A 19,165-nucleotide genomic window follows, 5' to 3' on the forward strand; every position below is an offset into this window, starting at 1 on the left:
GAGGCCTCAGTCGGCGTCGCCGGTCTTGGCCGCCGCGACCGGCTGTCCGCAGGTCGCGTCCAGGCGCGGCGCGAGCCAGGCCAACGCCGGTACGAGCTCGCGCTTCCAGAGCGCCCATTCGTGCCGGCCCCCGACGATCCGCAAGGTGCTGTCGACGCCGCGGCGAAGCAGGGCGAGATGGAGCTCCGTCGTGCCCTGGACGATGCCGCTCGGATCCTGGTCGCCCGCGTCGAGGTAAACGGCGGGCTTCGGCTTCAGGCCGACGCCGAGAAGCGGCACGCGCGGAAACAGGTTCATCGCGTTGAAGCGCGCGAACCGGAACGGCCTGCCGAAGGCGCCGTCGTAAAGCCGCTCCGCGCGGCGCAGCCGCGCCTTCATCTGCGGCCCGATCGGCGGAGAGATGCTGCCCGAGAGGCTGATCGCCGCTCCATAGAGGGAGGGGTGATCGAACGCGAACAGCAGGGCCCCGTATCCGCCGGTGGAGAGGCCCGCGACGGCGCGTCCCTGCCGGCAGTCGGCGGTGGGCAGCTTGGCGTCGATGGCGTCGACCAGGTCGCGCGTGAGCGCCGTCTCCATCGCGCCCGCGCCGCCCGGATCGCGATTGTTGACGTACCAGCTGTCGCCGGCGAACGGCATGACCACCACGGTCGGCGGCAACGCGCCTGACGCCACGGCCTTGTCCATGGTGAAGGCGAGACCGCCGGCGTCGAGCCAGTCCGCTTCTCCGGGTCCGCCGCCATGCAGCAGGTAGAGAACCGGCCACCGGGCCCCGGGAGGAGGCGACTTGGCGGGAAGGTAGAGATTGTAGTGGATCGGGTGGCCGAGGGCCCGGCTTGGCGCCGTGAGGCCGCGCTCCACGATGCCGGAGGCGTGCGCCGGCGCGGCCGCCAGGAGGCTGGCGAGGGCGGCGGCGAGGGAGAGGCGTGACCGCATGGGCGACGCTCGTGCGCGGGTGTGCGTCGAAGACCCGCCGACGCGTCAAGCCGCACGAGTCCTGAAGAGACTAGCGCTGCGCCGCAACAAACGTCACGCGCGAAAACGTCACGGCGCGAGGTTGTGAGGCGCGGCGGAAATCCGTCCGCGCCTGCCGCTTCAGCGCGCCTCGGAGGCGCCGGTCTCGGCCAGCTTGCGCTCGACCATGGGCAACCGATCCCAGCCCCAGTATGGCTCGCCGTCGACGATCAGCCATGGCGCGCCGAAAACCCCGCGGCCGACGGCGTCCTCGCCGGCGGCGCGCGCTTTGGCCTTCAGCTCGGGACTGGCGACGGCGGCGACAAAGGCGGACGGATCGGCGCCCAGCGACCGCGCGACCTCGGCGACCGCCGCGGCGTCGTCGATCGCCAGTCCCTCTGCGAAGTAGTGGCGGAAGACCTCTTTGGCGAACCGAACGGCGAGGGCCGGATCCTGCGCGTCGAGCCAGTAGAACCCGCGAAGCGCCGGCATGCCGGCGTGCGGATGGTCCACCGGCATCGCAAACTCCAGCCCCTTCAGCCGGGCGATGCGCGCCCAGTCGAGCGCCGCGTACTCCGCCTTCAGCGGCGTGCGGGTGAGGGGCTTGGCGTCCGTGACCTTGAAGGAGGACCCGAGGCTGAAGGCCCGCCACCGCACGCTGCGGCCATGGCGCGCGGCGAGCTCGTCAATCTCTGTCGCGGCGAAATAGGAATAGCCGGACGCGAAGTCGAAGAAGAACTCGATCGGCTCAGCCATTCGCTCGCCCACTATGCTGTCTTCAAGCAAAGCCTGGTGCGGACGGCGGGAGTCGAACCCGCACGCCTTGCGGCGCAAGATTTTAAGTCTCGTGCGTCTACCGGTTTCGCCACGTCCGCGCCGCACCGGCATAGCACGAGCGGCAGGCGGCGCCAGATGGGGTCAGCTCCGCGGAAGCCCGGCGAGCATCTCGATCACCGCCGCCCTGGCGGCCGCAAGCGCTTCGGGCTTGCGTGAGCGGATCACCAGATTGGTGTTGAAGCGGCCTCCGTCCATGAACGGATAGCTGCCGATCGCGACGTCGGGATGGGCGCGCTGGACGGCCGCCAGCGGCGTCGCCACGTCGCCCTCCTTGGCGTCGGCCCTGACGGTCTCGCTGAGGATCGGCTCACCGGTCTTCAGCGTCGGCGCGACCTCGTCCAGCATGGCGCGCATGATCGCCGGCACGCCCGCCATGACGATCACGTTCTCCAGCCGGAAGCCCGGCGCTTTGGAGATCGGGTTCGCGATCAATTCGGCCCCGAAGGGTATGCGGGCCATCCGCAGCCGGCCCTCGTTGAGCTCGCCGGGACCCGAGAAACGCTCCTGCAGCATCGCGACGGCGCGCGGGTCGTGATCGATGCCGACGCCGAACGCGACCGCGACGGCGTCGGCCGTGATGTCGTCATGGGTCGGCCCGATGCCGCCGGTGGTGAACACATAGGTGACGCGGGCGCGAAGCGCGTTCACCGCCTCGACGATCGCCGGCTGCTCGTCCGGCACGACGCGAATCTCGCGCAGATCGACGCCGAGGCGGGTCAGCGTCTCGGCGATGTGGCCGCTGTTGGTGTCGCGCGTGCGGCCGGAAAGCACCTCGTCGCCGATGACGACGACGGCGGCGGTGACGGCTTCGCTCTGCTCGGTCATCGGCGCACCTCGGAAACGGGCCGCGAAGCTAGCGGACGCTGCGGCAGGCGCAAGATCCGCGGACCCGTCGACGGGCGGCCGATCGCCGAACAAAAAAGGCGCGGGCGACGAGCGCCCGCGCCTTTGGTTCTGAGGCCCGATCAGCCCTGGTCGGCAGAGCGGCGACCCTCGGGACGACCGCCGCGACGGGGCCGCTGGCCGGCAGGCCGGCCCGGCTTCTGCATGAACGGCATGCCGGACATCTCGCCATCGGCGCGGCTGCCGTCGGCGCGGCGTCCGTCCGGACGATGGCGACCCTGCGCTTCGGCGCCGCCATGACCGCGGCGCTGCTCGCCGCCGCCGGGCGCTCCGCCGCCACGGCCGCCACGGCCCTGGTGCGGACGTCCGCCGCCGGCCGGCCGCTGCTGCCCCTGCGGGCGGCCGCCCTGTCGCTGGTTCTTCTGCGAGGCTGCGCCATCGCCCTCCGGCTCGGCCTTGCCGGCCTCCGACCTCCGGTCCGTCGCCGGGATCGACTGCCGGATCAGCCGCTCGATGTCCCGCAGATAGGCGCGCTCGTCATTCGCGACGAGCGAGATCGCCAGTCCGTCGGCGCCCGCGCGCGCGGTCCGGCCGATGCGGTGAACATAGGACTCGGGAACATTCGGAATGTCGTGGTTCACCACATGGGTGACGCCGTCGACGTCGATGCCGCGGGCCGCGATGTCGGTCGCGATCAGCACCCGGAGATGTCCCGTCCGGAAGGAGCCGAGCGCGCGCTCGCGCTGAGCCTGGCTCTTGTTGCCATGGATCGCGGCGGAATCGATGCCGGCTTCGCTGAGCTGGCGAACCACCTTGTCGGCCCCATGTTTGGTGCGCGTGAAGACAAGCGCCCGGCCGAGGTTCGGCGCGCGGAGGATTTCGGCAAGGATCGCCTTCTTGCCCGACTGCTCAACAAAGATGACGCTCTGCTCGACCCGATCGGCGGTCTTAGCCACCGGCGTCACCGCCACGGTCGCCGGATCGCGGAGCATGGCGTCCGCGAGCTCCTTGATCGCCTTCGGCATGGTTGCGGAGAAGAACAGCGTCTGCCGGCGGTGCGGCAGCATCGGCAGTATGCGGCGGATGGCGTGGATGAAGCCGAGGTCCAGCATCTGGTCGGCCTCGTCGAGCACAAAGTGCTCGACCTGGTCGAGCCGCAGCATCTTGCCGTCGATGTGGTCGAGCAGCCGGCCCGGGGTGGCGACGAGGATGTCGACGCCGCCGGAGAGCTTGCGGACCTGCGGACCAGCCGCGACGCCGCCGAACACGACGGCGACCGAGAGCTTCAGGTTGCGCGCATAGGACTGGAAGCTCTCGGCGATCTGGCTCGCGAGCTCACGGGTCGGCGACAGGACGAGCACGCGGCAGCCGCGACGCGGGGCGACCCGCGGATTGGCGGCGAGCCGCTCGATGATGGGCAGCGCGAAGGCGGCCGTCTTGCCGGTGCCGGTCTGGGCGATGCCCATAAGGTCGCGGCCAGCCAGCACGATCGGAATCGCCTGCGCCTGAATCGGGGTGGGGGTCTCGTAACCTTCCGCCGCCAGCGCCTCGAGGACGGGCGCGGACAGGCCGAGATCGGTGAATTTGGTCAAGTTTGGTCTTCCGGATGCAGCCATCGGCCGCCGCGCCTCGAATGGGCGCACAGCTATGGCGGGTGCGTTGAGACGCGCCCCGCGTGATCTGGGCTGTCGATGAGGGTTCTGAGGCGCCCGGCAGGTCCGGCTAGTGCCGGCGTCACGCGGCCTGGACGCGAGGTATCGCTGTCGTGAGCGATAGAAGACATGTGCGGGCGCGAAGACGAGAAGTCAAGCCGCCCCGTCACCTAGCACTTATCAGTCGCCGCCGCAGACGGAAATCTCGTCCGCTAGCCGGCGCGCCTCCGCGGCGTCGAGCGAGCTCATCCTGACCTCGACCTGTGTGCTCTTGGATCCGGCGTCGACGAAGCCGATCGACCAGACTCGCGAGCCGCCGACCTCTTCCGTGACCTCGACAAGCCCGAGGCTCTCGAGGGTCGAGCGGGTGACGCCCTGATGGCGCGCCGCAAGCCTCGCGTAGCTGCACTCGGCCACCGCTTTGTACGGACCCTCATGGGTGACCACGAGCGTCGGCGGCGCGGCTTCGGCCGGGCGCGACCCCCAGACCGGCGCAGAGAGGGTCGCCAGAAGGATGGCGGCGCCTCCCGAAGCTCTGCGCGTCATCTGCTCTGCTCCTGCAGGGCGAGCAGGTGATCGACCAGGCCGCGGGTGGACGCGTCGAGTCCTTCCGTTCCGGCTTCGCCCTTCATCACCGGGATCAGGCGCGAGGCTAGCTCCTTCCCCAGTTCGACGCCCCACTGGTCGAAGGAGTTGATCCCCCAGATCACGCCCTGGGTGAACACCTTGTGTTCATAGAGTGCGATAAGCCGGCCGAGCGCGCGCGGGTCGAGCGTCCGGTAGGCGAACGCGCAAGTCGGGCGGTCGCCGGGGAAAGTCTTGTGGGGCGCGAGCGCCTCCGCCTGCGCCAAGCTCTTTCCGCCGCCGCGAAGCTGCTCAGCCGCCTCTTCGGTCGTGCGCCCCTTCATGAAGGCCTCGCCCTGCGCGAGCGCGTTCGCGAGCAGCATCGCGTGCTGGTCGCCGACGTTCTCATGCGGCAGGGCGGCCATCAGGATGTCGGCCGGGACGACGTCCGTGCCCTGGTGGAGCAGCTGGTAAAAGGCGTGCTGCCCATTGGTGCCGGGCTCGCCCCACACGATCGGCCCGGTCGCGCGTTCGACCGGCGCGCCGTCGAGCGTGACACGCTTGCCGTTCGACTCCATGTCGAGCTGCTGGAGATAGGCCGGGAAGCGGGCGAGCCGCTGGTCGTACGGCAGCACGGCATGGGTGGCGAAGCCCCAGACGTTGCGGTGCCAGACGCCGAGCAGGCCCATCAGGGCCGGAATGTTGCGGTCGAGCGGCGCGTCGCGGAAGTGCTCGTCGACATCGCGGCCGCCGTGCAGGAACGCCTGGAAGTTCTGGGCGCCGATCAGAATCGTCAGCGAGAGGCCGATGGCCGACCAGATCGAGTAGCGGCCGCCGACCCAGTCCCAAAAGCGGAACATGCGCTCCTCGGACATGCCGAATGCTTCGACCGCCTCGACATTGGTCGAGATCGCCGCGAAATGCGCGCCGACGGCGGCTTCGCCGAGCGCCCCGACCAGCCAGCCGCGGGCGGCGTGCGCGTTCGCCATCGTCTCGAGCGTCGTGAAGGTCTTGGAGGCGACAAGAACCAGGGTCCGCGCCGGGTCGAGATGCCTCAGCGTGTCCGTCACATGCGCCCCGTCCACGTTCGAGACGAAGTGCCCGCGCAGGCCTGCCTGGGTGTAGGGGCCGAGCGCCAGAGCGGCCATCGCTGGACCGAGATCCGAGCCGCCGATGCCGATGTTGACGATGTCGCAGAAACGCTCGCCGGTCGCGCCCATCAAGGCGCCGCTGCGGACAGCCTCGGCGAACTGCGCGGCCTTGCGCCGCTCGGCCAAGATCTCCGGCATGACGTCATGGCCGTCGACGAGGATGTGGGCGTCCTCCGGAGCGCGGAGCGCGGTGTGGAGGACGGCGCGGCCCTCGGTCGTGTTGATCTTGGCGCCGGAGAACATCGCGTCGCGGCGGCCTTCCAGGTCGCAGGCGCGCGCGAGTTCGACGAGCAGCGCGATCGTCTCCGGCGTGACGCGCGTCTTCGAGTAGTCGAACAGCAGGTCGTCGAGCTTGACCGAGAGACGCGCGAAGCGGTGCGGGTCGTCCGCAAACATCTGCCTCAGCGGCACGCGCTCTATGTCGCGCCGGTGAGCGGCCAGCCGCTCGAAAATCGCGTCGCGGGCTGAGGTCATTCCTGTCTCCCGAGCTTCCGTGTTCGGCAGGGCGTCAAATGGCGCTCGCGCCCTGTTCCGCCGAGCCCACGGCGGCGCGGAAGGCGGCGAAAAGGTTTCTGCCCATGCCGAACTGCGGCTCGGTCTCCTCGAACACCGGCGCGCGCGCTTCGAACTCCGCAGCCGGGACCCTGACCTCGAGCACGCCGGCCTCGGCGTCCACGCGGATCACGTCGCCGTCGCGGATGCGCGCGATCGGTCCGCCATGGGCGGCCTCTGGCGTGACGTGGATCGCCGCCGGCACCTTGCCGGATGCGCCCGACATTCGCCCGTCGGTGACCAGCGCGACGCGATGTCCGCGGTTCTGCAGGACAGAGAGCGCAGGCGTCAGCCGGTGCAGCTCGGGCATGCCGTTCGCCTTCGGACCCTGGAACCGCACGACCGCGACGACGTCGCGATCGAGTTCGCCGGCGCGGAACGCCGCCTCCAGCGCATCCTGGGAGGAGAACACGCGCGCCGGCGCCTCGATCGTCCAGCGGTCCCGCTTGACCGCCGACACCTTGATGACCGCGCGGCCGAGATTGCCGTCGAGCAGCCTAAGGCCGCCCTCGGGATCAAAAGGCTGCGCCATAGGGCGAAGCACGCTCTGGTCGCGGCTTGCAGCGTCGGTCTCGCGCCAGACGATGTCGCCGCCCGCCAGCACCGGCTCCTTCTCGTAGTCGGCGAGGCCGTGGCCCAAGACGGTCAGCACGTCGTCATGCAGCAGTCCGGCGCGGCGAAGCTCCCGGATCAGGAACTGCATGCCGCCCGCCGCATGGAAGTGGTTCACGTCGGCCGAGCCGTTCGGATAGATGCGGCAGAGCAGGGGAGTTGCGGCCGACAGACGGTCGAAGTCGTCCCAGGTGAGCGTCACGCCGGCGGCTTTCGCCATCGCGATCAGGTGGATCGCGTGGTTGGTCGAGCCGCCGGTCGCGTTCAGCCCGACGATGCCGTTCACGAAGGCCTTCTCGTCCAGAACCCTGCCGATCGGCGCATAGCCGTTCGCGGCGCGCGTGATCGCCAGCGCCTGGCGTACGGCCGCCTGGGTGAGCGCGTCGCGCAGCGGCGTGTCGGGCGGCACGAAGCTCGAGCCGGGCAGGTGCAGGCCCATGATCTCCATGAGCATCTGGTTCGAGTTGGCCGTGCCATAGAAGGTGCATGTGCCGGGCGAGTGATAGCTCGCCGATTCCGACTCGAGCAACTCGGCGCGTCCGACCTTGCCTTCGGCGTAGAGCTGCCGGACGCGCGCCTTCTCGTCGTTCGAGATGCCGGTCGGCATCGGACCTGAGGGAACGAAGATCGCGGGCAGATGGCCGAAAGCCAGCGCCCCGATCACCAGGCCCGGCACGATCTTGTCGCAGATGCCGAGGTAGAGCGCAGCGTCGAACATGTCGTGGCTGAGCGCGACCGCCGTGCCCAGCGCGATGACGTCGCGCGAGAACAGGCTGAGCTCCATGCCGGGCTGCCCCTGCGTGACGCCGTCGCACATCGCCGGCACGCCGCCCGCGACCTGAGCGACCGCGCCGGCTGCGCGCGCCGCGGAGCGGATCAGTTCCGGGTAGCGCTCATAGGGGCGATGCGCCGAGAGCATGTCGTTGTAGGCCGTGACGACCGCGACGTTCGGAACCCGTTGGGCCTTGAGCGCCGCCTTGTCGTCTGGGCCGCAGCCGGCGAAGCCATGAGCGAGATTGCCGCAAGACAGCGCGGCGCGATGCGGCCCCGCCGCCGCGGCGCGCTCGATCTGCTCCAGATAGCTCGCGCGCCCTTCGCGGCTGCGAGCGATGATCGTCTCGGTGACAGCGGCGATGCGGGGGTCGAGGGTCATGACGGACCTCCGAGTTCGGGCGTTTGGGCTGGAAGGGCGTTCACGGCGCCCAGACCACCTCCAGCGGACGCGGCGCGTGCTCGATCACCGCGCGGATCGGCATCTCGAGCGGATCGTCCCCCGCAAGCGCCTTCTCGAGCGTCGCCATCTTGCCGTCGCCCTCGATGTGCAGCACCAGCGACCGCGCGGCCAAAATCATCGGCAGCGTGAGGGTGATGCGTGGCTCCATCGCCGCCGGCGCGCGCATCGGGACGACGAGCAGCTTTCCGGTCATGTCGAGGGCGTCCTCGAGCCGGTCGCCCTTGGGGAAGAACGACGCCGTGTGACCGTCGCTCCCCATGCCGAGGATGGCGCTTGTGAGCGGCCCGGAGAGGTCGGCGATCCGTTCCTGCGCCTCGAGCAGGCCGCCTTCCGGAGAGCCGGCGTCGGTCACTAGCGGGACGAAGGCGGCGGCGGCCGCCTCGTTCTTCAGCAGGTTCTCCTTCACCAGCCGGGCGTTCGAGCGCTCGTCGGTTTCCGGAACCCAGCGCTCGTCGACCAGCGTGACCGTCACGGCCTCCCAATCAAGCTCCGCCGTCGAGAGCTCGCGAAAGAACTTCTTCGGCGTAGCGCCGCCGGAGACCGCGAGGGTCGCGGCGTCGCCTTTTGCGATCTCGGCCCGCAAAGCGTCGGCGACCTCGGCCGCAAGCGTTTGGGCCAGCGTGGCGCGGTCCGGGAAGGTTCGAAGATGGATCCTGTCGACGCCGATCATGATGGGTCCTCGCGCCAGGTTCTGCCGTCGCGTTCGATGAGCGCCACCGCGCCGGACGGCCCCCAGGTGCCGGCAGTATAGGGCGCCGGCGGCTGGCCGAGCCGGGACCAGGCCTCCAGGATCGGATCAGCCCAGATCCAGGCGGCCTCGACTTCGTCGCGGCGCATGAAAAGCGCCTGGTTGCCGCGGATGACGTCCATCAGCAGCCGCTCGTAGGCGTCGGGATTCCGGCCTTTGAAGGTCTCGGCGAAGGACAGGTTCAACGGCACCTCGCGGAAGCGCATTCCGCCAGGGCCGGGGTCCTTGATCATCAAATAGAGCTTCACCCCCTCGTCGGGCTGCAGCCGGATGACGAGCGCGTTCGGCGCCAGGAACCCGCCGGCTGCGCCGAAGATCGACAGCGGCACCTCCCGGAACTGGATCACGATCTCGGACAGGCGGTCCGGCAGCCTCTTGCCGGTCCGCAGGTAAAACGGCACGCCGGCCCAGCGCCAGGTCTGCACCTCGGCCTTGAGGGCCACGAAAGTCTCGGTCGCGCTTTCGTCGACGCCGTCGAGCTCCTCGAGGTAGCCTGGGACCGACTTTCCGTCGATCGCGCCGGAGCGGTACTGGCCGCGCACCGTCAACGGTCTGACATTGCTGTCGTCGATCGGCTGCAGCGCCCGAAGCACCTTGAGCTTTTCGTCCCGCAGCGCGTCCGCTTCCATCGCCGAGGGCGGCTCCATCGCGACCAGGCAGAGCAGCTGCAGGATGTGGTTCTGGATCATGTCTCGCAGCGCGCCGGCTGCGTCGTAGTACCCGCCGCGGCTCTCGACGCCGATCTTCTCCGCGACGGTAATCTGGACGTGGTCGACGTGGGCGGAGTTCCAGACCGGCTCGAACAGAACATTGGCGAAGCGCAGCGCCATCAGGTTCTGCACCGTCTCCTTCCCGAGATAATGGTCGATCCGGTAGATCTGGCTCTCCGGCAGAACCTCGCCGACGGCTGCGTTGATCTCCCGCGCCGAGGCCAGATCATGGCCGAGCGGCTTCTCCAGGACGACGCGCGTCTTCGGCGTGATCAGGTCGAACTTGGCGAGACCATGGGCGATCGCGTCGAACAGGTTCGGCGAGGTGGCGAGATAGATCGCGCGCACGCGGTCGAGGCCGTCGGCGATCGCCGCCCGTAGCTCCTCCCAGCCGTCATCGCCGCCCGCATCGACCGCGTGATAGTCCAGCCGGTCGAGAAACCGCTGCAGGGTGTCATGTTCTCGTTCTTCAGACGGAACATGGGTTTCGAGCGCGTCACTCACCTCTTCTCTGAACTGATCACGTGTCAGATGGCGGCGTGAGACGCCTATGATCCGGCTCGGGTCGGTGATCTGTCCGTCGCGGTCGCGGCGATAGAGGGAGGGGAACAGCTTTCGATAGGCGAGGTCGCCGGTGCCTCCGAACACCACGAGATCGAAGGGATCAACGGCGAGGATGCGGCTCGTCATCGAATGTCCGCTCCTGAAAACGATACTGCGGCTGCGAGATGATAGCGCCGCGTCCGGCGTGTCAAACCGGGCCGGCGGATTCACGAAGCCGGCTGAGGATCTGGCCGTCGAGCCCATGTGAAACGCGGCGGCCGCTTCTCCAGGAAGGCGCGCGCGCCTTCGGCCAGATCTTCGCCGGAAAAGCCGCCGCGCCAAAGCGCCTCGAGCGCCGCCAGATCCGGCTCCGGCTGGCTCAGAGCGTCGACGGTGGCCTTCGCCGCCGCCAGCGAATAGCGCGAGTTCGCGACGATCGCGGCGGCGAGCGAGTCGACGTCCGCCTCGAGCCTCGCGGCTTCGACCACGCGGTCGACAAGGCCGATGGAGGCCGCTCTTTCAGCGTCGATGAGGCCGCCGGTGAACAGAAGTTCCTTTGCCGCCGACGCTCCAACCGCCGCCACGAGGCGGCGCGTGCTCGCTACCGGGTAGACGATGCCAAGCTTTGCGGGCGTGACGCCGAAGCGGGCGGTCGAGGCCGCGATCCGGATGTCGCAGGCGAGCGCGATCTGGCACCCGCCGCCGACGCAGGCGCCGTCGATCAGCGCGATCGTCGGCTGCGGAATGCGCGCGACCGCCTCCTCGCCGTCCCGAACCGCGTCGGCGAACGCGTCACGGCGCGCGTCATCGGCTTCGGTGAGCGCCACGAACTCCGCGATGTCGGCGCCGGCGCTGAACGCGCCGCCGGAGCCGCGCACGATCACAACGGCGATTTCAGGATCTGCGGCGATCGCCGCGCTGGCGTCCGCGAAGGCGCGCCAGGTGGCCTCGTCAATCGCGTTCTTCTTGGCGGGGCGGTCGATGACGATTGAAGCGCGCTGCCCATCACGTTTCAGGATCAGAGAGCCGAACCGGACGTCGCTCATGATGACTCGCGCGCTCCCTGAAACGCGTGGGGCCGCGGCCCGGATGCAGAAATTTGCTTCTGCGCAAACAAAGCTTCGCGGAGCGCCGGCTTGCCACTTCGGCGCGCAACAATCAGCTTCGGACGCAGTTCAGGGGTCAACCCTTCAGCGAAAGGAGCCGGTCATGGCCAAAGTCCTCGTGCTTTACTATTCCACCTACGGTCACGTCGAGACCATGGCCGAGGCGGTGGCTGCGGGCGCGCGGGAAGCCGGCGCGGAGGTTTCGGTGAAGCGGGTCCCGGAGACGGTTCCGCCCGAGATCGCCGAGGCGAGCCATTTCAAGCTCGACCAGAAGGCGCCCGTCGCGACCGTCGATGAGCTGCCCGAGTATGATGCGATCATCTTCGGCGCGCCGACCCGTTTCGGCACGGTCGCCTCGCAGATGCGTTCCTTCATCGACCAGACGGGCGGCCTCTGGTTCTCCGGCAAGCTCGTCGGCAAGGTCGGGTCGGTCTTCACCTCCTCGGCCACGCAGCATGGCGGGCAGGAGAGCACGATCCTGAGCTTCATCCCGACACTGCTCCACCACGGGATGGTGGTCATCGGTCTGCCCTATTCGTTCGCGGGTCAGATGAACATGGACGAGATCACCGGCGGCTCGCCCTATGGCGCGTCGACATTGGCGAAGAGCGATGGCTCACGCCAGCCCTCCGAGAACGAACTCGCTGGCGCACGCTTCCAGGGAAGGCACGTCGCAGAGATCGCGGCGAAGCTCGCGCGCTGACGGTCAGGCGTCGTCTCGCCAGCCGTAGATCCAGTCGAGGCCGGCGAGCAGAGCGCTCGTCGGCGCGGCCGCAAGGGCGAGATTTCGAGCGCGCGCCGCGAGCCCGGACAGGTGATCGATCCTGATCTGCCGCCGCGAGCGCATCTGGAGCCGAGCGACGCGCATCAGCCGAGCGCGCTCATAGGCGCCCAACGGATCCGGCCCGCCTTGGGCGACCAGGCGCGCCAGCACGGCCGCATCTTCGATGGCGAAGGCTGCGCCTTGCGCGAGCGAGGGCAAGGCCGCGTGCGCCGCGTCGCCGAGCAGAGCGATGCGGCCGCGATGCATCCGGGGGTCCGGCGAGCGGTCGTGCAGTGGCCAGCGCGTCCATACGGCCGCGGCGGCGACGGCGTCCTGCGCCGCCGCAGACCAGTCCGCGACGAGCGCCTCCGGGGCCTCCACGCTGTCGTCGCCGATCAGGACGAGGTTCGCCTCTCGTCCGCCGCGCACCGGATAGATCACGCAATGCGCGCCGGCACCGAGGGTGACGGTGACCCTTGATGCGTCGAAGCCCAAGGGCAGCGCCGCAGCTGGCAGCACGGCGCGCCACGCCGTCAGCCCGGCGGGGCGCGTCGCGACGGCAAGCTTCACCGCGCGCCGTACGGTGGAGCGCAGTCCGTCCGCCCCGGCGATCCAGGCGCCTTCGACCACATGGGGCCCGGACGAGTCGGTCAGTTCCAGCGCCGCGCCGCCGGCGGCGTCGCGCGCCTCCTTCACCTCAGCGCCGAGCGACAGCTCGATTGCGGGTTCGGTCTGCGCCGCTCCGAGCAGGATGGCCTGCAGATCGGCTCTGTGGATCACCCGGTAAGGCGCGCCCCAGCGGCGTTCGGCCTCGCGGCCGAGTGGCAGCGTTTTCAGCAGGCGTCCGCTGGGCCCGTCCATGATCGCGACCGCCTCGGGCCGCGTGCCGGCTGCATCGAGCGCCGGACCGAGGCCAAGCGCATCCAGAACCCGGCCGGCGTTCGGCGAAAGCTGAACGCCGGCGCCTGTCTCTTCAAGGACAGAGGCGCGCTCGAAGATTCGGCATCCGACGCCGCGGCGGGCGAGCGAAAGAGCGAGCGTAAGCCCGCCGATCCCGGCCCCCGCGATCAGCGCGCGCCCGGCCGTAAGCGACGTCACGCCGGGGTGGGCGTACGCCAGAGGCAGCCGGGGGGATCAGTCTCGTCGGCGTGCAGGCTCGCGCGGAATTTGAAGAGCGTCGAGCAGTACGGGCAGATGATCTCGTCGTCCGAGCCCATGTCGAGGAAGACATGCGGATGGTCGAACGGCGGCTTGGCCCCGATGCACATGAACTCGCGGGCGCCGATCGCGATCGTGGAGACGCCCGCGTCATTGGCGAAGTGCGGCGTCGCGTGCTCGGCCATGGCGGCTTCCTCGAAAATGACGACCGTCGCCTTACGCATTTTGCTGCACGGCGGCAAGCCGCCGGCGGGCGGATCAGACGCCGAAGCAGCGTAGCGTCAGCAGATCGTCGAGCGTCGGCGCGTAGCCGAAGACGAGGAGACGCCAGGCCGGATAGGTGGCGATGGCAAGACCAGCTGCGAGCGCCGCCCAAGGCAGCGCGGCGCGCAGCCGGGCAGGGCGCGTGGCCGCCGTCATGCGGAAGCCGTCCTTCTTCGGGCGGATCGCAGGAGCAGCGAGCCGCCGGCGACCATCGCCGCTCCCCAGAACAGGAAGCCGGCGTCCCAGTAGAGCCATTGCGACCGGGGGCTCAGCTCGTTCACGTGGTGCAGCCCGAGCAGCTGATGATCGATCAGACCCTCGACCAGATTGAACGCGCCGAACCCGATCAACAGGGTCGCCACGAGGTAGCGGTTCGACCAGTAGAGATGTCCCCGGTGCGCCGCCCGCCACAGGATGAACAGCCCCACCACGACGAAGACATAGGTCGCGCTGTGAAAAATCCCGTCCCACAGCGTGTTGAGCTCGAGGCTCTCAAGGTCCTTGATCGGATACCAGCTGCTCAGCATGTGGTGCCACTGCAGCACCTGATGCAGGACGATGCCATCGAAGAAGCCGCCGAGGCCGAGCCCGAACAGCACGCCCGCCGCGACGGGAAATTTCTTCGTCATCTGCCCCTCGAACCGCTGTCTCGCCGGATCGAAGCTGCGCCCGCGCGGATTGTTCCTCGGCTTTCGCCCCGCGCGCTCCGCGACTAGGGTGCCGCGCTGGCGTACCAGACGGAGTCTCCATGCCGAGTTTCCAATCCGACGGCCTCGAACTCGTCTATCGCGACGAAGGCGAGGGCGACCCGATCCTGCTGATCCACGGCTTCGCCTCCTCGCTCGACGTCAACTGGGTCGGGCCGGGCTGGTTTGAGACGCTGAAGCGCGACGGGCGCCGCGTGATCGCAATCGACAATCGCGGACACGGGGCGAGCGAGAAACTCTATGACCCGGCCTTCTACGGCGCTGACGTCATGGCCGGCGACGCCCTTGCGCTGCTGGATCACCTCAAGATCGAGCGCGCGGACGTCATGGGCTATTCGATGGGCGCTCGCATAACCGCGCTGCTCGCCATCCGGCATCCCGAGCGGGTGCGCTCGGCGATCCTGGGCGGGATGGGCGAGGGTCTCCTGCGCGGCGCGCCGTCGGCCGATGCGATCGCCGAAGGCCTCGTCGCGCCGTCCGAGGACGATATCGTCGACCCGATGGCGCGGATGTTCCGTCGCTTCGCCGAAGCGACGAAGTCGGACCGGCGGGCGCTTTCCGCCTGCATGCGGGCGCAACGCTCGCTGGTCGACGCCAAGATGCTGGGCACGATCAAGGTTCCGGTGCTGGTCGCGGTCGGAACGGAAGACGAGGTCGCGGGCGATCTCGACGCGCTTGTCCGACTGATCCCGGGCGCTGAAGCGCTGCCGATCCCGCGCCGGGACCATAACCGCGCGGTCGGCGACAAGGTCTACAAGGAAGGCGTTCTGGCCTTCCTGGCGAGGCGCCCTTAACCGACATGACGGCGCGGCGCCTTTTCGGCGCCTGCGCGTTTACCCACATGTGGTAAGCCTCCACGGCGACGGCCCGCGGGGCGGAGACTTTCAGCATGAGCAAACTGGCCCGGGCCGAGTCCCACAACCTCATGACGCTGGATCCGGTATGGGCGCGCATCCGCGCCGAAGCCGAGGACGTCATCCGCCGCGAGCCCGAACTCGGCGGCTTCGTGATGAGCACCGTGCTCAACCACGACCGGCTCGAGCAGGCGGTCGGCCACCGCGTGGCGGCGAGGCTCGATCACGTCGACGTGCCGCGCTCCCTGATCTGGCAGGCTTTCGAGGAGGCGACGCAAGCCGATCCGGAGATCGGGCAGGCGATCCGCGCTGATCTCAACGCTGTCATCGAGCGTGATCCGGCCTGCCATCGGGCGATCGAGCCGCTGCTTCACTTCAAGGGTTTCCACGCAATCCAGGCGCATCGTCTGGCGCACTGGCTGTGGGGCGAAGGGCGGCGCGACTTTGCGCTCTACATCCAGAGCCGCGCATCGAACATCTTCCAGGTCGACGTGCATCCTGCGGCCCCGTTCGGCCGCGGCGTGTTCATTGATCACGCGACCGGCGTGGTGATCGGCGAGACCGCAGTCGTGGAGGACAATGTCTCGCTGCTGCACGGCGTGACGCTGGGCGGCACCGGCAAAAGCGACCAGGACCGCCACCCGAAAATCCGGCGCGGGGTGTTGATCGGCGCCGGGGCGAGCATCCTCGGCAATATCGAGGTCGGGCACTGCTCGCGCGTGGCGGCGAATTCGGTCGTGCTGCGTGACGTGCCGCCGAACGTGACCGTGGCGGGCGTCCCCGCGCGCGTCGTCGGGGCTTCGCCCTGCGCCGAGCCCGCGCGGGCCATGGACCAGGTGTTCTACGACGCAGGCCTCTGAACGCCGCTTCCGGGGCGCATAGGCCTTTCGGCCGCCTTGCCGCGGCTGCGCCGATCTTCCAAGCCTGACCGGCAGGAGGCGGCGCATGACGGAACGATCCTCACACAAGCGGGCGACGGCGGCGCTCTGTAAGGGGCCCTCTCTTGCGGAGCGTCTTACCGAAGCGCCGCAGCTCGTCGACGCCGAGGCGGCGCGCGAGCGCGTCCAGGAACTGCTGCAGGAGCCGGCCGCCGCGGCCTTGGCCCAAGTCGCCCGGGCGAAACCGGTCGGCGCGCTGCTCGAAGGGGTGGCCGATGGCTCGCCCTTTCTCTGGGGGCTGATCGAGCGAGATCCGGAACGAGCGGCGCGCATTCTCGCGAGCGACCCGGATGAACATCTCGGCGCTCTGGCGGCGGAGCTCGACCGGGCGTCGCGAGCGGATGACCGCAAGCCTCTGGGAGGCGCGCTGCGCCGAGCTCGCGCGGAGGCGGCGCTGCTCATCGCGCTCGCCGACCTCGGCGGGGCATGGGACGCCGCGCGGGTCACCGCGGCTCTGTCGTCATTCGCGGACGAGGCCATCCGGGCGGCGACCCGGTCCGCGCTCCGCGACGCTCACGATGCTGGAAAGCTCGCGCTCCCGAAGCCGGAAGATCCGGAGGCCGGCTCAGGTTTTTTCATCCTCGGCATGGGAAAGCTGGGCGCATCCGAACTCAACTATTCTTCCGACGTCGACCTGATCGCGTTCTTCGATCCGGAAATCGCTCCCGTCGCGGAGGGCGAGGAGCCGACGCCGCTGTTCGTGCGGATTACGCAGTCGATCTCCAAGCTCCTGCAGGAGCGCACGGCTGGCGGCTACGTCGCGCGCGTGGATCTCAGGCTGCGCCCGGATCCCTCGTCGACCCCGGTCGCCATCTCCCGCGACGCCGCGCTGTCCTATTACGAAAGCGTGGGACAGAACTGGGAGCGCGCCGCGATGATCAAGGCGCGCGTGGTCGCCGGCGACAGAACGGCCGGCGAGGCCTTTCTGACGGAGCTCTCGCCCTTCATCTGGCGCCGTTCGCTCGACCACGCCGCGATCTCCGACATCCACGCCATGAAGCGGCAGATCCACGCGCACAAGGGGCACGGCGAGATCGCGGTCGAGGGTCACAATCTCAAGCTCGGCCGGGGCGGCATCCGCGAGATCGAGTTCTTCGTTCAGACGCAGCAGCTCGTCGCGGGCGGCCGCGACCCCTCGCTTCGCACGCGCGGCACAGTGGAGACGCTAAAGGGCCTGGTCGAGGCCGGATGGATCGACGGCAAAGCGCGCGACGAACTTACCGAGGCCTATGGTTTCCTGCGCGGTCTTGAGCACCGCCTCCAGATGGTGGCGGACGAGCAGACGCATTCGCTGCCTGACGAGGAGGACGCGCTTGAGCGCTTTGCGCGCTTCGCCGGCTATCCGGACCGGGACACGTTCGCCAAGGCGCTGACGCGCCGGCTGAAGCTCGTGCAGCGGCACTACCGACGGCTGTTCGAGGACGCGCCGCCCCTTTCCGCGAATATCGGCAGCCTGGTCTTCACCGGCGAGGACGACGATCCCGACACGCTGGCGACGCTTTCGTCGCTCGGCTACGCGGAGCCGAGCTCGCTGTCGCGCACGATCCGCGGATGGCATCGCGGCCGCTACGCCTCCATGCGCACCGCCAAAGCGCGTGAACTCCTGACGGAGCTCGTGCCGCTGCTCCTCGACGCCTTCGCCAAGGCGGACCGTCCGGACGCCGTGATCAACGGGTTCGACCGGATGCTCGAGCAGACCTCATCGGGGGTCGGACTGCTCGCCTTGATCCGCGCGAACCCGGAAATCCTGAAGCTGCTCTGCGGCGTGCTTGGCGCCGCGCCGCGGCTCGCCGAGATCCTCGCCCGGCGGCCCCGCGTGCTCGACGCTCTGCTCGACCCGGCGTTTTTCGGACATCTGCCGACGCGCGCCGAGCTCGACGCCCGGATCGAGCAGGCGCTGTCGGAGGCGAGGTCCTATGAGGACGCGCTCGATCGCGCGCGCATCGTCGGCCAGGAGCTCAAGACGCTGGTGGCGCTCAGGGTCGCGGCCGGCGCGGTGGCCGCCGAACAGGCGGGACCGGCCTTCGCGCTGATCGCCGACGCCCTGCTGACGGCGGTCTTCGCGCTCGTCGAGGCCGAGCTGACGCGGGTTCATGGAAACGTCCCGGGCGGGGCGGCGGCCGTGGTTGCGCTGGGCAAGCTCGGCGGCCAGGAAATGACGGCCGCTTCCGATCTCGACCTCATCCTGCTCTACGAGCATCCGGAGGACGCCTCGGACAGCGACGGAGTGCGCCCGCTCGCCCCCAGCCAGTACTATGCGCGGCTGACCCAGCGGCTGGTGGCCGCGCTGTCGGCGCCGACAGCCGAGGGGGTGCTGTACGAGGTTGACTTCCGACTGCGGCCGTCCGGCCGCTCAGGACCGCTCGCGACCCGCCTCAAGGCCTTCAGGATGTATCAGGCCGACGAGGCCGAGACTTGGGAGCACATGGCGCTGTCGCGCGCTCGGGTCGTGGCGGGGCCGCAGACGTTCCGGCGGCAGGTGGGGCGCGCGATCGGCGAGGTGCTTCATACGCCGCGCGACGGGGCCAAGGTCGCGAGGGACGTCGCAGAGATGCGGGCGCTGCTCGACCAGGAGAAGGGCGACGGCGGGCCGTGGAACCTGAAGCACGCGCCCGGCGGCCTGGTCGACATCGAATTCGTCGCTCAGGCGCTGCAGCTCGTTCACGCGGCCGAACACCCGAAGATACTCTCCACCGCCACCGTTCCGGCGCTCGATCACGCCAGAGAGGCCGGGCTGCTCGATCCGGAATCGTGGCGGACGCTTCGCGCCGGCGCGCGGCTTCAGCAGGACCTCACGCAGGCGCTGAGGCTTGCGACCGACAAGCCGTTTGATCCGGAGGAGGCTGGCGAAGGGCTCAAGCGGCTTCTCGCGCGCACCGGAGAAGCGCCGGACTTCGCGGTTCTGACGGCGACGCTGGAGGAGACGCAGAAGGCCGTGCGGGCGACTTTCGAGCGGGTTCTGGCGAGCCTCCGCTAGA

General features: G+C 69.4%; 18 protein-coding genes and 1 tRNA gene. 4 read left to right on the top strand and 15 right to left on the bottom strand.

The genetic code is table 11. The features are described 5' to 3' along the window. Window positions 1-6 precede the first annotated feature (6 nt). The 11 genes from VM780_RS10025 to VM780_RS10075 all read right to left on the bottom strand — a co-directional run bounded on the left by VM780_RS10025 (window position 7) and on the right by VM780_RS10075 (window position 11,443). Window positions 7-933, bottom strand: a complete 927-nt coding sequence (locus tag VM780_RS10025) for an alpha/beta hydrolase family protein (RefSeq protein WP_325447131.1) — start codon at window positions 931-933, stop codon at window positions 7-9. 159 nt (window positions 934-1,092) lie between these two features. After that, the gene (locus VM780_RS10030; RefSeq protein WP_325447132.1) at window positions 1,093-1,707 is read right to left on the bottom strand and encodes a 2-hydroxychromene-2-carboxylate isomerase; all 615 of its coding nucleotides are present in this window, start codon (window positions 1,705-1,707) and stop codon (window positions 1,093-1,095) included. A 34-nt stretch (window positions 1,708-1,741) separates the two neighbouring features. Next, window positions 1,742-1,826: transfer RNA gene (locus VM780_RS10035), tRNA-Leu, on the bottom strand. A gap of 43 nt (window positions 1,827-1,869) precedes the next feature. Continuing rightward, the gene (locus tag VM780_RS10040; protein ID WP_325447133.1) at window positions 1,870-2,613 is read right to left on the bottom strand and encodes a competence/damage-inducible protein A; all 744 of its coding nucleotides are present in this window, start codon (window positions 2,611-2,613) and stop codon (window positions 1,870-1,872) included. 140 nt (window positions 2,614-2,753) lie between these two features. Continuing rightward, window positions 2,754-4,223 (bottom strand): DEAD/DEAH box helicase, encoded by a 1,470-nt coding sequence (locus VM780_RS10045; protein WP_325447134.1) that lies wholly within the window; start codon window positions 4,221-4,223, stop codon window positions 2,754-2,756. 240 nt (window positions 4,224-4,463) lie between these two features. Further along, complete coding sequence (locus tag VM780_RS10050; protein ID WP_325447135.1) at window positions 4,464-4,829, bottom strand: hypothetical protein; 366 nt, start codon at window positions 4,827-4,829, stop codon at window positions 4,464-4,466. Beyond that, a complete protein-coding gene (pgi, locus tag VM780_RS10055; protein ID WP_325447136.1) occupies window positions 4,826-6,472 on the bottom strand; it encodes a glucose-6-phosphate isomerase in 1,647 nt (548 codons plus the stop codon). Before pgi ends, VM780_RS10050 begins: the two co-directional genes overlap by 4 nt. Window positions 6,473-6,506: 34 nt before the next feature. Beyond that, on the bottom strand, window positions 6,507-8,315 hold the full coding sequence (gene edd / locus VM780_RS10060; RefSeq protein WP_325447137.1) for a phosphogluconate dehydratase: 1,809 nt from the start codon (window positions 8,313-8,315) through the stop codon (window positions 6,507-6,509). A gap of 40 nt (window positions 8,316-8,355) precedes the next feature. Further along, a complete protein-coding gene (gene pgl, locus VM780_RS10065; RefSeq protein WP_325447138.1) occupies window positions 8,356-9,066 on the bottom strand; it encodes a 6-phosphogluconolactonase in 711 nt (236 codons plus the stop codon). Then, the gene (gene zwf, locus VM780_RS10070) at window positions 9,063-10,544 is read right to left on the bottom strand and encodes a glucose-6-phosphate dehydrogenase (RefSeq protein WP_325447139.1); all 1,482 of its coding nucleotides are present in this window, start codon (window positions 10,542-10,544) and stop codon (window positions 9,063-9,065) included. The genes pgl and zwf overlap by 4 nt, the downstream gene beginning before the upstream one ends. An 80-nt stretch (window positions 10,545-10,624) precedes the next feature. Beyond that, window positions 10,625-11,443 carry an enoyl-CoA hydratase/isomerase family protein gene (locus VM780_RS10075; protein ID WP_325447140.1) on the bottom strand — a complete coding sequence of 273 codons (819 nt, stop codon included), beginning with the start codon at window positions 11,441-11,443 and terminating at the stop codon, window positions 10,625-10,627. A gap of 163 nt (window positions 11,444-11,606) precedes the next feature. Here VM780_RS10075 and wrbA point away from each other — a divergent pair, with 163 nt between their 5' ends. Further along, window positions 11,607-12,206, top strand: a complete 600-nt coding sequence (wrbA, locus tag VM780_RS10080) for an NAD(P)H:quinone oxidoreductase (protein ID WP_325447141.1) — start codon at window positions 11,607-11,609, stop codon at window positions 12,204-12,206. Window positions 12,207-12,209: 3 nt separating this feature from the next. On the opposite strand, the gene VM780_RS10085 is transcribed toward wrbA, so the two are convergent. The 4 genes from VM780_RS10085 to VM780_RS10100 form a co-directional block, all read right to left on the bottom strand. Further along, window positions 12,210-13,364 (bottom strand): FAD-dependent monooxygenase, encoded by a 1,155-nt coding sequence (locus tag VM780_RS10085; protein WP_325447142.1) that lies wholly within the window; start codon window positions 13,362-13,364, stop codon window positions 12,210-12,212. After that, a complete protein-coding gene (locus VM780_RS10090; RefSeq protein ID WP_325447578.1) occupies window positions 13,361-13,609 on the bottom strand; it encodes a zinc-finger domain-containing protein in 249 nt (82 codons plus the stop codon). The genes VM780_RS10085 and VM780_RS10090 overlap by 4 nt, the downstream gene beginning before the upstream one ends. 73 nt (window positions 13,610-13,682) lie before the next feature. Next, window positions 13,683-13,844, bottom strand: a complete 162-nt coding sequence (locus VM780_RS10095; protein ID WP_325447143.1) for a hypothetical protein — start codon at window positions 13,842-13,844, stop codon at window positions 13,683-13,685. Further along, on the bottom strand, window positions 13,841-14,317 hold the full coding sequence (locus tag VM780_RS10100; RefSeq protein ID WP_325447144.1) for a DUF2243 domain-containing protein: 477 nt from the start codon (window positions 14,315-14,317) through the stop codon (window positions 13,841-13,843). Before VM780_RS10100 ends, VM780_RS10095 begins: the two co-directional genes overlap by 4 nt. Window positions 14,318-14,436: 119 nt before the next feature. Between VM780_RS10100 and VM780_RS10105 the strand changes: the two genes are divergently transcribed. The 3 genes from VM780_RS10105 (at window position 14,437) to VM780_RS10115 (ending at window position 19,164) form a co-directional block, all read left to right on the top strand. Then, window positions 14,437-15,189 (top strand): alpha/beta fold hydrolase, encoded by a 753-nt coding sequence (locus VM780_RS10105; RefSeq protein WP_325447145.1) that lies wholly within the window; start codon window positions 14,437-14,439, stop codon window positions 15,187-15,189. A gap of 95 nt (window positions 15,190-15,284) precedes the next feature. Further along, entirely contained in the window at window positions 15,285-16,109 is an 825-nt protein-coding gene (gene cysE, locus VM780_RS10110; protein WP_325447146.1) for a serine O-acetyltransferase, read from the top strand. 85 nt (window positions 16,110-16,194) lie between these two features. After that, window positions 16,195-19,164 carry a bifunctional [glutamine synthetase] adenylyltransferase/[glutamine synthetase]-adenylyl-L-tyrosine phosphorylase gene (locus tag VM780_RS10115; protein ID WP_325447147.1) on the top strand — a complete coding sequence of 990 codons (2,970 nt, stop codon included), beginning with the start codon at window positions 16,195-16,197 and terminating at the stop codon, window positions 19,162-19,164. Window position 19,165: the final 1 nt, after the last annotated feature.

Source organism: Hansschlegelia sp. (assembly GCF_035538955.1).
GTDB lineage: Bacteria > Pseudomonadota > Alphaproteobacteria > Rhizobiales > Methylopilaceae > Methylopila.